Origin of the sequence: Pseudomonas sp. NPDC089996, assembly GCF_044748405.1 — a bacterium.
Lineage (GTDB): Bacteria > Pseudomonadota > Gammaproteobacteria > Pseudomonadales > Pseudomonadaceae > Aquipseudomonas.
Window position 1 is genome coordinate 261,642 of record NZ_JBIVGA010000007.1, and the last position, 15,190, is coordinate 276,831.

General features: G+C 64.3%; 13 protein-coding genes and 1 pseudogene. 6 read left to right on the forward strand and 8 right to left on the reverse strand.

From position 1 onward, the window contains the following. Window positions 1-157 precede the first annotated feature (157 nt). Window positions 158-2,512 (forward strand): response regulator, encoded by a 2,355-nt coding sequence (locus ACIPW4_RS14865; protein WP_400658969.1) that lies wholly within the window; start codon window positions 158-160, stop codon window positions 2,510-2,512. On the opposite strand, the gene ACIPW4_RS14870 is transcribed toward ACIPW4_RS14865, so the two are convergent. Both ACIPW4_RS14870 and msrB read right to left on the reverse strand, forming a co-directional pair. Next, the gene (locus ACIPW4_RS14870; RefSeq protein WP_400658970.1) at window positions 2,502-2,990 is read right to left on the reverse strand and encodes a glutathione peroxidase; all 489 of its coding nucleotides are present in this window, start codon (window positions 2,988-2,990) and stop codon (window positions 2,502-2,504) included. The genes ACIPW4_RS14865 and ACIPW4_RS14870 overlap by 11 nt on opposite strands. Before the next feature lie 2 nt (window positions 2,991-2,992). Continuing rightward, window positions 2,993-3,394: a peptide-methionine (R)-S-oxide reductase MsrB gene (msrB, locus tag ACIPW4_RS14875; protein WP_400658972.1), complete on the reverse strand. Its 402-nt coding sequence runs from the start codon at window positions 3,392-3,394 to the stop codon at window positions 2,993-2,995. 178 nt (window positions 3,395-3,572) lie between these two features. Here msrB and ACIPW4_RS14880 point away from each other — a divergent pair, with 178 nt between their 5' ends. Then, the gene (locus ACIPW4_RS14880; protein WP_400642827.1) at window positions 3,573-4,784 is read left to right on the forward strand and encodes a pyridoxal phosphate-dependent aminotransferase; all 1,212 of its coding nucleotides are present in this window, start codon (window positions 3,573-3,575) and stop codon (window positions 4,782-4,784) included. A gap of 272 nt (window positions 4,785-5,056) precedes the next feature. Beyond that, on the forward strand, window positions 5,057-5,944 hold the full coding sequence (gene htpX / locus ACIPW4_RS14885; RefSeq protein ID WP_400658974.1) for a protease HtpX: 888 nt from the start codon (window positions 5,057-5,059) through the stop codon (window positions 5,942-5,944). 46 nt (window positions 5,945-5,990) lie between these two features. Here htpX and ACIPW4_RS14890 read toward each other — a convergent pair whose 3' ends face one another. Then, a complete protein-coding gene (locus ACIPW4_RS14890) occupies window positions 5,991-6,641 on the reverse strand; it encodes a thiopurine S-methyltransferase (protein WP_400658976.1) in 651 nt (216 codons plus the stop codon). A 102-nt stretch (window positions 6,642-6,743) separates the two neighbouring features. Between ACIPW4_RS14890 and ACIPW4_RS14895 the strand changes: the two genes are divergently transcribed. Next, window positions 6,744-7,496 (forward strand): DODA-type extradiol aromatic ring-opening family dioxygenase, encoded by a 753-nt coding sequence (locus ACIPW4_RS14895; RefSeq protein ID WP_400658978.1) that lies wholly within the window; start codon window positions 6,744-6,746, stop codon window positions 7,494-7,496. A 173-nt stretch (window positions 7,497-7,669) separates the two neighbouring features. On the opposite strand, the pseudogene ACIPW4_RS14900 reads toward ACIPW4_RS14895, so the two are convergent. Both ACIPW4_RS14900 and ACIPW4_RS14905 read right to left on the reverse strand, forming a co-directional pair. Next, window positions 7,670-9,386: pseudogene (locus ACIPW4_RS14900) on the reverse strand (DEAD/DEAH box helicase). A gap of 275 nt (window positions 9,387-9,661) precedes the next feature. Beyond that, the gene (locus tag ACIPW4_RS14905; RefSeq protein WP_400658980.1) at window positions 9,662-10,417 is read right to left on the reverse strand and encodes a spermidine synthase; all 756 of its coding nucleotides are present in this window, start codon (window positions 10,415-10,417) and stop codon (window positions 9,662-9,664) included. Window positions 10,418-10,534: 117 nt separating this feature from the next. On the opposite strand from ACIPW4_RS14905, the gene ACIPW4_RS14910 reads away from it, so the two are divergent. Next, window positions 10,535-11,881: a class II 3-deoxy-7-phosphoheptulonate synthase gene (locus ACIPW4_RS14910; RefSeq protein WP_400658982.1), complete on the forward strand. Its 1,347-nt coding sequence runs from the start codon at window positions 10,535-10,537 to the stop codon at window positions 11,879-11,881. Here the strand turns inward: ACIPW4_RS14910 and ACIPW4_RS14915 are convergent. After that, window positions 11,862-13,082, reverse strand: a complete 1,221-nt coding sequence (locus ACIPW4_RS14915) for a winged helix-turn-helix domain-containing protein (protein WP_400658984.1) — start codon at window positions 13,080-13,082, stop codon at window positions 11,862-11,864. The genes ACIPW4_RS14910 and ACIPW4_RS14915 overlap by 20 nt on opposite strands. Before the next feature lie 73 nt (window positions 13,083-13,155). Continuing rightward, window positions 13,156-13,374: a DUF1127 domain-containing protein gene (locus ACIPW4_RS14920; protein ID WP_400658986.1), complete on the reverse strand. Its 219-nt coding sequence runs from the start codon at window positions 13,372-13,374 to the stop codon at window positions 13,156-13,158. Between the two features lie 96 nt (window positions 13,375-13,470). On the opposite strand from ACIPW4_RS14920, the gene ACIPW4_RS14925 reads away from it, so the two are divergent. Then, window positions 13,471-14,322, forward strand: a complete 852-nt coding sequence (locus ACIPW4_RS14925; protein ID WP_400658988.1) for a LysR substrate-binding domain-containing protein — start codon at window positions 13,471-13,473, stop codon at window positions 14,320-14,322. Between the two features lie 30 nt (window positions 14,323-14,352). Here ACIPW4_RS14925 and ACIPW4_RS14930 read toward each other — a convergent pair whose 3' ends face one another. Then, window positions 14,353-15,102, reverse strand: a complete 750-nt coding sequence (locus tag ACIPW4_RS14930; protein ID WP_400658989.1) for a sulfite exporter TauE/SafE family protein — start codon at window positions 15,100-15,102, stop codon at window positions 14,353-14,355. Between the last annotated feature and the right edge of the window lie 88 nt (window positions 15,103-15,190).

The window sequence follows — 15,190 nt, forward strand, 5'->3', positions numbered from 1 at the left end:
CGCTGCGCGCCCCTTCGCGGGCACGCCCGCTCCCACAGTGAAGCTCGTGCGATCCCTGTGGGAGCGGGCGTGCCCGCGAAGGGGCGCGAAGCGGCCCCCGCTTGGCGATCAACTGAAATGAACAGACAGACCCGCCAGCAGCCGTGGCTATTCGGCTATGCTTGCGCAGCGCAAGGGACGTGAAACCGGCTCGGGACTCATGGATATCAAGTTCACCAATCGCCTGTCATACAAGCAAGCCCGGTTGACAGTCCTGGTCGGCTTCATCCTGGGAACATTGCTCAGTCTCATCCAGATCGGCATCGATTATGCCAGCGAAGACGCATCCATCAACCGCGAAGTGCAGGCGCTGCTGCAAATCAGCCACAATCCGGCCTCGCGCATCGCCTACAACATCGATTCGGAGCTGGCGCTGGAGCTGACCCGGGGGCTGCTGCAGTCACCGGCGATCATCCGCGCACGGCTGATCGACAACAACGAAACCGTACTGGCCGATGTCGAGCGCCCGCGCCTGCAGGACCGCTATCGGCCCCTGAGCGACTTCCTGTTCGGCGAGCAGCGCCAGTTCAAGGAACGGCTGTACCTCACCCACATGCCCGAGGAATACCTCGGCACTCTGTACCTGGACGTCGACACCTACGCCTTCGGCAGCCGCTTCCTCGACCGCGCCGGGGTCACTCTGCTCAATGGCTTCGCCCGCAGCCTGGTGCTCACCGGCATCCTCCTGGCGCTGTTCCACATGCTGCTGACCAAGCCGCTGGTGACGGTGATCGGCGCACTCTCCGGCCGCGACCCGCGCCAGCCCGGGCAAACTCGAGTAGATTGCCCGCCCGGTCACGAACTCGACGAAATCGGCGTGCTGGTCAAGGTCGCCAATCAGCAGTTCGTCAGCATGGCCACCGAGATCCAGCAGCGGCGCACCGCGGAAAACCGCCTGACGCATTACCTCAACGAACTGGAAGACATCGTTTCGGCCCGCACCGAGGAACTCAAGGCCAGCAACAGCCGCCTCAGCCAGTCCAACCAGGAGCTGGACGAGGCCCGCCAGCGCGCCCTCGACATGGCCCATGCCCGCGCCGCCTTCCTGGCCAACATGAGCCACGAGATCCGCACCCCGCTCAACGGCATGCTCGGCATGATCGCCCTGGCCCTGGACAGCCCGCTGGCCGGTGAACAACGCCAGCAGCTGTCGATCGCCCACGACTCGGGCAAGGTGCTGGTGGAATTGCTCAACGATATCCTCGACCTGTCCAAGTTCGACGCCGGGCAGCTGGAGCTTGAGCGCATTGCCTTCGACATGGGCGCGATGGTCGAGGACACCGCCAACCTGCTGTCGCAGAACGCGGCGCAGAGCGTCGAGCTGACCTGCCTGATCGCCGGCAACTTCCCAAGCTCGGTACTCGGCGACCCCACGCGCGTGCGCCAGGTGGTCAGCAACCTGTTGTCCAATGCCCTGAAGTTCACCCGCTTCGGCCGTGTCGACGTGCGCCTGGTGCGCATCGTCGGTGGTGTGCGCCTGGAAGTGCGCGACACCGGCATCGGCATCCCCGAAGCTGCCCAGGCGCGGATCTTCCAGCCGTTCACCCAGGCTGGCGCCGGCATCACCCGCCAGTACGGTGGCACCGGCCTGGGCCTGGCGCTGACCCGCAACCTGTGCAAGGCCATGCAGGGCCACCTGCACATCCAGTCCGAGCCCGGCTTTGGCAGCCGCTTCAGCGCCGAGCTGCCGCTGACCACCCACACCGAGGCCATCGCCCCCGCCCCGCTGCAGGGCAAGGTGGTGGCACTGAGCGACGCCGGCAGCGGCCTCAGCGAACTGCTGCAGGCCCTGCTGCCTGGCTGGGGGCTGGATTATCAGCGGCGCGACAGCAGCGCCGCCCTCGACGACAGCATCGACCTGCTGATCACAGACGACCTTGAGCACCTGCTCCAGCTACGCCCTGCATTGAAGGCACCGATTCTGCTGGTGACCGCCTACGGCAACTTCCTGCCTGGCGAGCAGTCCGCGCAACTGGCGCCACTGCACCAACTGGCCCGGCCGCTGGCGCGCAACGCGCTATACCAGACCCTGCGCCGCACCTTGCAGGGGCATGCTCCGGAGCACCCGCTGGCCACCCCGCCGCTCACCGCCAGCGAGGGCCGTGCACGGATCCTGCTGGTGGAGGACAACCCGGTGAACCAGCTGGTGGCCAAGGGCATGCTGGCCAAGCTGGGCTGCCAGGTGCAGCTCGCCACCCAAGGCGTCGAGGCCCTGGAGTGGCTGGAGCGGGAAGCCTTCGACCTAGTGCTGATGGACTGCAACATGCCGGTGATGGATGGCTACGAAGCCAGCCGGCGCATTCGCCAGAGCGGGCGCTGGCCGGAGCTGCCGATCGTCGCCCTCACCGCCAACGCCATGCCCGAGGAACGCGAGCGCTGCCGCGCGGCGGGCATGAGCGACTACCTGGCCAAGCCATTTCGCCGTGAAGAGCTACTGGCTTTGATCGACCACTGGGTGCCGCTCAGCGGCTGAGCAGGCGCTCGATGTCGGCTTCCAACGCCTGTGGCTTGGTGCTCGGGGCGTAGCGGGTGACCTTGCCGCTGGCCGGGTCGACCAGGAACTTGGTGAAGTTCCATTTGATCTTCTGCGTGCCGAACAGGCCCGGGGCCTGCTGCTTGAGGGCGACGAACAGGGGATGGGCGCCCGGGCCATTGACCTCGACCTTGCGAAACAGCGGGAAGCTCACGCCGAAATTGCGCTCGCAGAATTGCGCGATCTCCCGCGCATCGCCCGGTTCCTGCTTGCCGAACTGGTTGCACGGGAAGCCCAGCACCACCAGGCCACGCTCGCGGTAATGCTGCCACAGCTGCTCCAGGCCCTTGTATTGCGGGGTGAAGCCACACTGGCTGGCGGTGTTCACCACCAACAGCGCCTTGCCGGCAAAGTCGCCGAGCTTCTTCTGCTCGCCGCCCAGGGTCACGCAGGGGATGTCCAGCATCGATCCGGCCATTCTCAGGCTCCGACGGCGGGTTTGAAGTCGAGGCACACCGAGTTGATGCAGTAACGCAGGCCGGTCGGTGGCGGGCCATCGGGGAACACATGGCCCAGGTGCGCGTCGCACTGGGCACAGGTGACCTCGGTGCGGATCATGCCGTGGGAGGTGTCGCGGATCTCGATCATCGCGCTTGCTTCGATCGGCGCGTAGAAGCTCGGCCAGCCGCAGCCGGAATCGAACTTGGTGTGCGAATCGAACAAGGGCAAGCCGCAGCAGATGCAGTTGTAGGTACCCGCACGCTTCTCTGCGTTGTACTTGCCGCTGAACGGCCGCTCGGTGCCTTTGAGGCGGCACACCTGGTACTGCTCGGGGTCGAGCATTTCGCGCCATTCTTCCAGTGTCTTGTCGATCTTTTGCATGAGTGAACCTCGGCAGGCTGAATTTCACCCCGCGCCGTCTTTTCCGTAACGCGGGTGGCACGTATATTAGTTGGCTTCGTGTGCAAGGCCTCCAGTCTGGCACCCGCCTCCTGCCCTTTCAAACCTTTCGAGCGTTTCGAAGAGGGCTGCAGTGCGTATTCTCAATCGGGACCCCATCATGCAGTTCAGCAAATCGAACAAGCTCGCCAATGTCTGCTACGACATTCGCGGCCCGGTGCTCAAGCACGCCAAACGCCTGGAAGAGGAAGGCCACCGCATCCTCAAGCTGAACATCGGCAACCCGGCGCCGTTTGGCTTCGAGGCGCCGGACGAAATCCTCCAGGATGTGATCCGCAACCTGCCCACCGCCCAGGGCTACAGCGATTCCAAGGGCCTGTTCAGCGCGCGCAAGGCGGTGATGCAGTACTGCCAGCAGAAGGAAATCGAAGGCGTCACCATCGAGGACATCTACCTCGGCAACGGTGTGTCCGAGCTGATCGTGATGTCGATGCAGGCGCTGCTCAACAACGGCGACGAAGTGCTGATCCCGGCCCCCGACTACCCGCTGTGGACCGCCGCCGTGAGCCTGGCCGGCGGCAAGCCGGTGCACTACCTGTGCGACGAGCAGGCCGACTGGTTCCCCGACCTTGAAGACATCAAGGCCAAGATCACCCCGAACACCAAGGCCCTGGTGATCATCAACCCGAACAACCCGACCGGCGCGGTGTACTCCAAAGCGCTGTTGCTGGGCATGCTGGAGCTGGCGCGCCAGCACAACCTGGTGGTGTTCTCCGACGAGATCTACGACAAGATCCTCTACGACGAAGCCGTGCACATCAGCACCGCCTCGCTGGCCCCCGACCTGCTGTGTCTGACCTTCAACGGCCTGTCCAAGTCTTACCGGGTGGCGGGTTTCCGTTCCGGCTGGCTGATCATCTCCGGGCCCAAGCACCATGCCCAGAGCTACATCGAAGGCATCGACATGCTGGCCAACATGCGCCTGTGCGCCAACGTGCCGGCCCAGCATGCCATTCAGACCGCGCTGGGCGGTTACCAGAGCATCAACGACCTGGTGCTACCGCCAGGCCGCCTGCTGGAGCAGCGCAACCGCACCTACGAGCTGCTCAACGAAATACCGGGGGTCAGCTGCGTGAAGCCTATGGGCGCGCTTTATGCGTTCCCGCGGATCGATCCGAAGGTGTGCCCGATTCTCAACGACGAGAAGTTCGCACTCGACCTGTTGCTGTCGGAGAAGCTGCTGATCGTTCAGGGCACGGCTTTCAACTGGCCATGGCCGGACCACTTCCGCGTGGTGACCTTGCCGCGGGTGGATGACCTGGAGGCCGCGATTGGCCGGATCGGTAATTTCCTGCGCACTTATTCGCAGTGAGTGATGGCCCCGAGGGCGCTTTGCGCCCCTTTCGCGACGCAAGGCCGCTCCTGCAGCGGGCTTGCCCCGCGAATGGGCTGCAGAGCAGCCCCCTGCAATCTCACAGGATGTTTCTTACATCCTGCAACGCTCTACCTCACAGCCTGCGCCAGATCCTCTGCCATACTCCGCCGTACACAGTTTGAAATAGTCGCCCGATTGAAACCCGGCGGCCGGCGCCTTATATACCCCGCATACGCAACACACTCATCCGTCAGGAGAACGTAACAACCATGATGCGCATTCTGTTGTTTGTAGCCACCAACCTCGCGGTGGTGCTGGTTGCAAGCATTACCCTGAGCCTGTTCGGCTTCAACGGGTTCATGGCCGCCAACGGGGTTGACCTCAACCTCAGCAGCCTGCTGGTGTTCTGCGCCGTGTTCGGCTTCGCCGGCTCGCTGGTCTCGCTGTTCATCTCCAAGTGGATGGCGAAGATGAGCACCGGCACCCAGATCATCAGCCAGCCGCGCACCCGCCACGAGCAGTGGCTGCTGCAAACGGTCGAAGAGCTGTCGCGCGAAGCCGGCATCAAGATGCCCGAAGTGGGTATCTTCCCGGCCTACGAGGCCAACGCCTTCGCCACCGGCTGGAACCGCAACGACGCACTGGTAGCCGTGTCCCAGGGCCTGCTGGAGCGTTTTTCGCCCGATGAAGTGCGCGCCGTGCTGGCCCACGAGATCGGCCATGTGGCCAACGGCGACATGGTCACCCTGGCGCTGGTGCAGGGCGTGGTGAACACCTTCGTGATGTTCTTCGCCCGCATCATCGGCAACTTCGTCGACAAGGTGATCTTCAAGAACGAAGAAGGCCAGGGCATCGCCTACTACGTGGCGACCATCGTCGCCGAGCTGATCCTGGGCATCCTCGCCAGCATGATCGTCATGTGGTTCTCGCGCCGCCGTGAATACCGTGCCGACGAAGCCGGCGCGCAACTGGCCGGCACCGCTGCCATGATCGGCGCCCTGCAGCGCCTGCGCGTGGAACAGGGCCTGCCGGTGCACATGCCCGACACCATGAAAGCCTTCGGCATCAATGGCGGCCTCAAGCACGGCCTGGCCGGCCTGCTGATGAGCCACCCGCCGCTGGAAGAGCGCATCGAAGCGCTGCGCCGCCGCGGTTGATCCATCCAGTAAAGAAAGGGGCGACTTCGGTCGCCCTTTTTGCTGATCAGAATTGTACCTGGTACACGCGCTCCAGCACGCTCGCGACACCTGCCTGGATGAACTTCGGGCTTTCTCCAATTACCTCCCGCTCATCCAGCATCTGCACCTGGCCACCCGCATACCCTTCACGTACTTCGGCGTCGGTTACTGCGAAAGGCGGCCCATCGATCAACTGCTGATCGTAATCCATGGTCAACAGCAGCCCCTTGCAGCCAGCTGGCAATATTCGCGACAGATGCTCCCGGTAACGCGCCCGCATGGACGACGGCAAGGCAATCACCGCAGCGCGGTCATACAGCCCTGTGCAATCGGCCACATCCTCTGCCCGCAGGGCAAAGAAATCGCCACACCAGACTTCCACGTCACCACTGCGCCAGACCTCGAACGGCCCTTGTGGTGTAATTTGCGCCTGCAGACCGTGCTCCTGGAAAAAATCTTCCACAGCCAGCCGCGACAGCTCCACACCCAACACCCGGTGCCCCTGCCCTGCCAGCCAGGCCATATCCAGGCTCTTGCCGCACAGCGGCACCAGCACACGGGTGCCCTTGGCAAGCGCCAGCGTGGGCCAGTGCGCCAGCAGGAAGGGGTTCACGTCGGTGCGGTGAAAACCTATCTGGTTATCGGCCCATCGTTTTTGCCAAAACGCAGGTTCCATGATCACTCCCGATTTTTAGATGGATTAAGGGTAAAACTTGGTTTGGATTTCGATCTGTACTTGATCGAAGATGATCACATGTTAACCCTCAGGACCTCCATCATGCTGCCCAGCCTGTTCATTTCCCACGGCTCACCCATGCTTGCCCTGCAACCCGGAGCCAGCGGGCCAGCATTGGCTGCCTTAGCCAGGGCCCTGCCACGGCCGAAGGCGATCGTGGTGGTGTCGGCGCACTGGGAAAGCCGCGAGCTGCTGGTAACCGGCAGCGCACAGCCAGAGACCTGGCATGACTTCCACGGCTTCCCGCCGGCGCTGTACGCGGTGCAGTATCCAGCGCCTGGCGAACCCGCCCTGGCCAGCCGAGTCGCTGAACTGTTGCAGGCCCGCCTGGACCCGCAGCGGCCTTTCGACCATGGTGCCTGGGTGCCGCTGTCGTTGATGTACCCCGAAGCGAGCATCCCCGTGGTTCAGGTTTCGCTGCCCAGTCACATGGGGCCGGCGCTGCAGGTCAAAGTCGGCCAGGCGCTGGCCGGGCTGCGGGACGAAGGTATCCTGCTGATCGGCTCGGGCAGCATCACCCATAACCTGGGCGAGCTGGACTGGCACGCCGGGCCGGATGTGATCGAGCCCTGGGCGCTGGCGTTCAGGGACTGGGTGGTGGAACGTTTACAGGCAGATGACCAAGCGGCGCTGCTGGATTATCGGAAACAGGCGCCGTTCGCGGCGCGCAACCACCCCAGTGATGAGCATTTGCTGCCGCTGTTCTTTGCCATGGGGGCTGGAGACAGATTCGCCATCGTGCACCAGGGCTTCACCCTGGGGGCGCTGGGGATGGACATTTACCGGTTCGACTGAGGATCGCCGGGGCGCTTTGCGCCCCTTTCGCGACACAAGGCCGCTCCTACAGAAGAACACGTTTCCCTGTAGGAGCGGCCTCGCGTCGCGAAAGGGCTGCGCAGCAGCCCCAAAATGCTGAAGGCAAAAAAAATCCCCGACCTGAGCCGGGGATTTTTCATTTCAGCAGAGGATCAATCCTCGCGATAGCGACGCAGCTTCAGCTGCTTGCCGGCAACACGGGTGTCCTTCAGCTTGGTCAGCAGACGCTCCAGGCCATCTTCCGGCAGCTCGATCAGGCTGAAGCTGTCGCGCACCTGGATACGACCGATGGCGTCACGGGCCAGGCCACCTTCGTTGAGGATCGCGCCCAGCAGGTTCTTGGCGGCGATACCGTCACGGGCACCCAGGGCGGTACGGCAACGCACACGTCCTTCGGCCAGCGGCAGCGGCGCACGGCGCTCGCGGTCACCACGGTCGCTGCGCTCACCACGATCAGAGCGCTCGGTACGCTCACCACGCGGGGCACCAACGCCCGGCACCAGCGGCTGCTCGCGCTCTACCGCGGCCAGGTCCAGCGCCTGGCCATTGGTGGCCTTGCGCAGCAGGGCCGATGCCAGGGCACGGGCGCTGCAACCGAGGTCGGCGGTCAGGCGGTCGAACAGCTCGCCATGGGTAGCCTCTGCTTCGGCAACCAGCGGCGCCAGGCTCGAGGTCAGCTTCTTGATGCGCGCGTCCAGTACAGCCTGGGCGTTCGGCAGACGGGCTTCGGCAACCTTTTGCCCGGTCACGCGCTCGATCACCTGCAGCATGCGGCGCTCACGCGGGGTGACCAGCAGCAGCGCACGGCCATCGCGACCGGCACGGCCAGTACGGCCGATACGGTGCACGTAGGACTCAGGGTCGTACGGCATGTCGACGTTGAACACGTGGGTGATGCGCGGTACGTCCAGGCCACGGGCAGCGACGTCGGTGGCGACGACGATGTCCAGGCGGCCATCCTTCAACGAGTCGATCACGCGTTCACGCTGGTTCTGGGCGATGTCGCCGTTCAGCGCGGCAGCCTTGTAGCCCTTGGCTTCCAGCGCGGCGGCCAGGTCCAGGGTGGCTTGCTTGGTGCGCACGAAGGCGATCAGCGCGTCGAACTCTTCGACTTCCAGCAGACGCAGAACAGCCGGGATCTTCTGGTCGGCGTGGACCATCAGGTGGGCCTGCTCGATCGCGGTGACGGTCTGGGTCTTGCTCTGGATCTTGACGTGCTTGGGCTCGCGCAGGTGGCGTTCGGCGATCGAACGGATCGACGACGGCAGGGTGGCGGAGAACAGCACGGTCTGACGGCTGGCCGGGATGGCATCGAAGATCACTTCGAGGTCGTCCATGAAGCCCAGCTTGAGCATTTCGTCGGCTTCGTCCAGTACCAGGTACTGCACGGTCGACAGGACCTTCTCGTCACGACGCAGGTGGTCGCACAGACGGCCCGGGGTGGCGACGACGATTTGCGCGCCGTTGCGAATGGCACGCAGCTGTGGGCCCATCGGGGCGCCACCGTATACGGCCACGACATTAACGCCTGGCATCTGCTTGGCGTAGGTTTCGAAAGCGGTAGCTACTTGCAGCGCCAACTCACGGGTTGGCGCCAGGATCAGGGCTTGCGGTTCGCGCTTGCTCACATCGATCTTGTTGAGGATCGGCAGGGCGAAGGCAGCGGTCTTGCCGGTGCCAGTCTGCGCCTGGCCGATCATGTCGTGACCGGCGAGGATGATCGGGATCGATTGTTGCTGAATGGCCGACGGCTCTTCGTAGCCGGTAGCCAAGACGGCAGCAACAATGTTCGGATTAAGATCGAGAGCGGCGAAGCCGCCGGTTTCCTGGGTCATGGGTCTGCCTCTAAGTGCATCCGCAAAGACCCATGCTGCAAAGCTGCACATGCCTTGAAAGACCGGAACGGTCACCCAGGCAGCTTTGTCGGCGGGGATTTGCGAAAACGATTGAAAAGAAAAACTTGGAAAGGTCCGCCTAGCGGACGTGCAGCCGAAGCTGGACTCGGAGGATTTGCACCACCTGATTTTGAGGCCCGCTAAAAGACCGGCGCGTACTATACCCGAATTAATGCCGGGGAGTGAGGAAATTTTTCTGGCCGGTCGGCCAGTATCGGGCCATCAGCGGGCGCACGCTGAATCGATATTTCAGGTAGCCGGCCGAATCTCGCGAATCAACCCTTCCAGGCTGTATCCCAGGCGCGGCGCCAGCGCTTCGGCCCGTGCCCGCAGCCGCGCCATGTCCAGCCCCTGCTCCAGGTCCGCCGGCACCAGCAGGATCACATTGCCCTCCTTCACCGGCAGTTCCCAGTAATGCCGGTGGTACAGCCCACGCAGCAGCGCCGCGCCCAGTGGCTTGCCGTCGTCGTTGGCCCACTGGTTGATCACCAGCCAACCGCCCGGGTTGAGCTGCTTCTGGCAGTTCTCGAGGAAATTCCACGCCAGGTGCCCGAGACCCGGCCCATGGTCGGTGTACAGGTCGACGAACAGCAGGTCGGTCAGCTCTGCCGTGGGCAGCAGCTCCAGGGCATCGCCGATGCGCACGTACAGCCGCGGGTCATCGTCCAGCCCCAGGTATTCCATGGCCAGGCGCGGCACGTCCGCACGCAGTTCGATGGCCTCGATGTCTTCCAGCGGCAGGAACTTCATGCACGCCTGGGTCAGGGTGCCGGCGCCCAGGCCGAGAAACAGCGCGCTCTCCGGCTGCTCGTGGCACAGCGCGCCAACCAGCATGGCGCGGGTGTAGTCGTACTCCAGCCAGCTGGGGTCGGCGGTAAACACACAGCTCTGTTCGATGGCATCGCCGAATTCGAGGAAGCGGTAATCCTCCACCTCGTACACGCTGATCACGCCAAAGGCATCCTCGACCCGGGCCAACAGCTTCTCTTCCCGCTCCGTCGCCATCTACCTGCCACCCACCCGCGCAAAAACGAACATTGTCCGTCAACCTCCCGGATGCAACAAGCGCGGCGCCAACTGATACCATGGCAAGCAGCCTAACCCGACCATACCGAGCCCGTGATGAACCGACCGTGGAGCCCTGACAGCTGGCGTGCCCTGCCGATCCAGCAGCAACCGACCTACCCCGACGCCGCGCACCTGCTCAAGGTCGAGCAGACCCTGGCCAGCTACCCGCCGCTGGTGTTCGCCGGCGAGGCTCGCGAGCTGCGCCGGCAGTTTGCCGAGGTCACCGAGGGCCGTGCCTTCCTGCTGCAAGGCGGCGACTGCGCCGAGAGCTTCGCCGAGTTCTCGGCGGCGAAGATCCGCGACACCTTCAAGGTGCTGCTGCAGATGGCCATTGTCATGACCTTTGCCGCCGGCTGCCCGGTGGTGAAGGTCGGGCGTATGGCCGGGCAGTTTGCCAAGCCGCGCTCGGCAAACGACGAAACCATCGGCAACGTCACCCTGCCGGCCTACCGTGGCGACATCGTCAACGGCATCGGCTTCGACGAGAAGAGCCGCGTGCCGGACCCCGAGCGCCTGCTGCAGGCCTACCACCAGGCCACCGCCAGCCTCAACCTGCTGCGCGCCTTCGCCCAGGGCGGTTTCGCCGACCTGCACCAGGTGCACAAGTGGAACCTCGACTTCATCGCCAACTCGGCGCTGGCCGACAAATACCACCAGTTGGCCAACCGCATCGACGAAACCCTGGCCTTCATGCGCGCCTGCGGCCTGGACAGCGCGCCACAGCTGCGCGAAACCAGCTTCTTCACGGCCCACGAAGCGCTGCTGCTCAACTATGAAGAAGCCTTCGTGCGCCAGGACAGCCTGACCGGCGACTACTACGACTGCTCAGCGCACATGCTGTGGATCGGCGACCGCACCCGCCAGCTCGACGGCGCCCATGTCGAATTCCTGCGTGGGGTGCACAACCCGATCGGGGTCAAGGTCGGCCCGAGCATGAACCCCGAGGAGCTGATCCGCCTGATCGACACCCTCAACCCGGCCAACGACCCCGGTCGCCTCAACCTGATCGTGCGCATGGGCGCCAGCAAGGTGGGCGCGCACCTGCCCGGGCTGATCCGCACCGTCGAGCGCGAGGGGCGCAAGGTGCTGTGGAGTTCCGACCCGATGCACGGCAACACCATCAAGGCCAGCAGCGGCTACAAGACCCGCGACTTCGCGCAGATCCTGGACGAAGTGAAGCAGTTCTTCCAGGTGCACCAGGCCGAGGGCAGCCATGCCGGCGGCATCCATATCGAAATGACCGGGCAGAACGTCACCGAATGCATTGGCGGCGCCCGGCCGATCACCGAGGATGCCCTGTCCGACCGCTACCACACCCACTGCGACCCACGGATGAACGCCGACCAGTCGCTGGAACTGGCCTTCCTGATCGCCGAAACCCTCAAGCAAGTGCGGCGCTGAGCAAGGCCAGACGCAACTGGCTGCCTTCGGCCCGAGGGCAGTTCAGTTGCACACGCTCCAGGCCCAGCCACCGGGCCAGGCGCAACAGGTTATACGCCAGGGCCTGATAACCTTCCCCATCCAGCGCTATCGATTCCGCATGCACGGCATGCACCGCCAACTGCCCCTGGGCGCGCTCGGCGCGCAGGTCCAGGCGCGCGGCAATGCGCTCGCGGTACAGGAATGGCAGCACATAGTAGCCATACACCCGCTTGTGCGCGGGCGTGTAGATTTCCAGGCGGTAGCGGAAGTCGAACAGGCGCTCGGTGCGGCTGCGCTCCCAGACCAGCGAATCGAATGGCGACAGCAGAGCGCTGGCCTCGATGCGACGGGGGATGCGCGCTGAGCCGGCGCTGTAGGCCAGCTGCTTCCAGCCCTGTACCTCGACCGGTTGCAGGCGGCCGTCGGCGACGAGCTCCCCCAGCGCTGCCCTGCCCTGGCCAGGCTCGAGCCGGAAGTAGTCGCGCAGGTCGCGCTCGGTGGCCACGCCCAGTGCGGTGGCAGCGTGCAGCATCAGGCCTTGATGGGACTCGGCTTCGCTCGGCAGCGCCTGATCCAGGATGGCCTTGGGCAGCACCTTTTCCGGTACGTCGTAAAGCCTCTCGAAACCGCGGCGCCCTGCCACCGTCAGTTCACCGGCGGCGAACAGCCATTCCAGTGCGTGTTTTTCTTCGCTCCAGTCCCACCACGGGCCGGCCCGCTCCTGCCGAGTGGAAAGGCTGCCCGCACCCAGCGCGCCCTGTTCGCGCACGGCGGCCAGCACACGGGCGATCACGTCCTGGCGTTCACGGCCAAATTGCGCAAGCTGGCGGTAGATACCGCGGCCCTCCGCGGCGTGGGCCATGCGCCAGCGCAGCAGCGGGTGGAGGTTCAGGGGTAACAGCGAGGCTTCGTGGCCCCAGTATTCGAACAGCTGACGCTGGCGGCCACGGCCCCAGGCGAGCTGGTCGAGCATTTCTGGCGGGTAGTTGCCGAGGCGGGAGAACAGCGGCAGGTAATGAGAGCGAACCACGGCGTTGACCGAGTCGATCTGCACCACGCCCAGGCGTTGCAGCATGCGCCTCAGTGTGGGCAGGGTCGGCGGGGAGTCGGGCTGTTTGCCGAAACCTTGGGCAGACAGGGCCAGACGGCGAGCCTGGTTGATGGACAACTTGAGGGGCAAGCCTGATCTCCTTGTGGTGCCTGTTCTGGCCCTTTCGCGGGCACGCCCGCGAAGAGGCCCTTACAGGTTTAGCCTATTTACGCAACGGATCATCCCAGAAATGCCGATCGGCCTCTTGCTGGATGTCCGCCCGGCTCAAGCCCAGGTCATGCAGGGTCGCATCACTCAGGCTGGCCAGTTCCTGGCGCTGGCGGTACAGCTCGAACCAGCGGACCGGGCGCTCCAGGGCGGCGTGCCACAGGTGGTTCAGGGAGAAGTCGGACTGCTGGATGCTGCTGGCATGACCTTTCATCGTGAAGCCCTCCGTGTTGATGGCTTCAGTCTCTGCCCAGGCTTAAGATCAATCCAACGAATGTTTCTGATGCCATGCATCTCGGAGATTGATGCAATGTCCCAGTACCAGAGCCTCGATGCCGACGTGCTGCGCACCTTCGTCGCCATCGCCGAGCAAGGCGGCTTCACCCGCGCCGGGGAAGTGGTCAACCGTACCCAGTCGGCGGTGAGCATGCAGATGAAACGCCTGGAAGAAGACATCCTCCAGCGCCAGCTGTTCGAGCGCGACGGCCGCCAGGTCAGGCTAACAGCCGAAGGGCAGGTGCTGCTCGGCTATGCCCGGCGCATTCTCAAGCTGCATGGCGAGGTGTTCAACACCCTGCGCATGCCGCACATGGTCGGCATGGTGCGTATCGGCACGCCGGACGACTATGCCATGCGCTTTCTGCCGACCATTCTTTCGAGCTTCGCCCAGGCCTACCCGCTGGTGCAGGTGGAGGTGCATTGCGACTCTTCGAAGCAGTTGATGCTGCGCCAGGATCTGGACCTGACCATCGTCACCCGCGAACCGGGCAACGAGGTTGGCCAGCTGCTGCGCCAGGAACGCCTGGTGTGGGCCGCCGCCGAGGGTTTCTGCCCGCAGGAGCAACGCCCCATGCCGTTGGCGCTGTTCAACACCGATTGTTTCTGCCGCGCCTGGACCTGCAATGCCCTGGAGGCCCAGGGCATCGATTACCGCATCGCCTACACCAGCCCCAGCCTGGCGGCGATCTTCGCCATCGTCACCGCGGGGTTGGCAGTGACGGCGCAATTGCAGAGCCTGGTCGGCGGCAACATCCGCATTCTCGGTGAAAACGACGGGTTGCCACAGTTACCCCTGGCCAACGTGATGCTGCTGCGCAATACCCAGACACAGTCACCGATTACCGACTGCATGGCCGACTACATCATCGAAGGGTTCATGTGACCGGAGGGCGCTTTGCGGCCCCCGGCGATCTCACAGTTCAAACCCCAACATCACTGCACACACCACCAGGAATACACAGAACATCGCCCGCAACACCTTTTCCGGCAGCGCATGGGCCAGCTTCACCCCCCAGCTGATGCTCAGCAGCCCACCGACCGCCAGCGGAATACCCACGCTCCAGTCAACGCTGTGGTGCACACCATAAGTCACCAGCGTCACCAAGGTACTCGGCGCCGCCAGCGCCAGCGACAACCCCTGCGCCACCACCTGGGTAGTGCCGAACACACTGGTCAGGATCGGCGTGGCCACCACTGCCCCGCCCACACCGAACAGCCCGCCCATGGTCCCGGCAAAGCTGCCCAGCACACCCAACCAAGGCCAGGCATATCGAAGCTCGGCACTGGGCGGCGAGGCTTTGAGGAACATCCGCGCCACGTTCCACACTGCCAGCGCCACCAGGAAGCCGACAAAGCCCAGGCGCATGGCGTGCGCATCGATGCCCACCGCCCAGATCGACCCCAGCCAGGCGAACAGGAAGCTGCACACTGACAGCGGCACGGCGTGGCGCAATTCGATGCGGTTGCGCTGGTGATAGCGCCACAGTGCCAGCAGCACGTTCGGCACCACCATGACCAGCGCCGTGCCCTGGGCCAGTTGCTGATCGAGGCCGAACAGCACCCCAAGTGCCGGAATGGCGATCAGCCCGCCGCCAATGCCGAACAACCCGCCCATCGTGCCCAGGGCAGCGCCCAGCACGGTATACAACAACCACTCGATCATCAGGGTCTCACCCGCCTGTCAGTAATGCCAGCATGCTAACGATTACCTGCTGGCAGGGAAACGCACAGCAACGCACAATGGCTGTGCG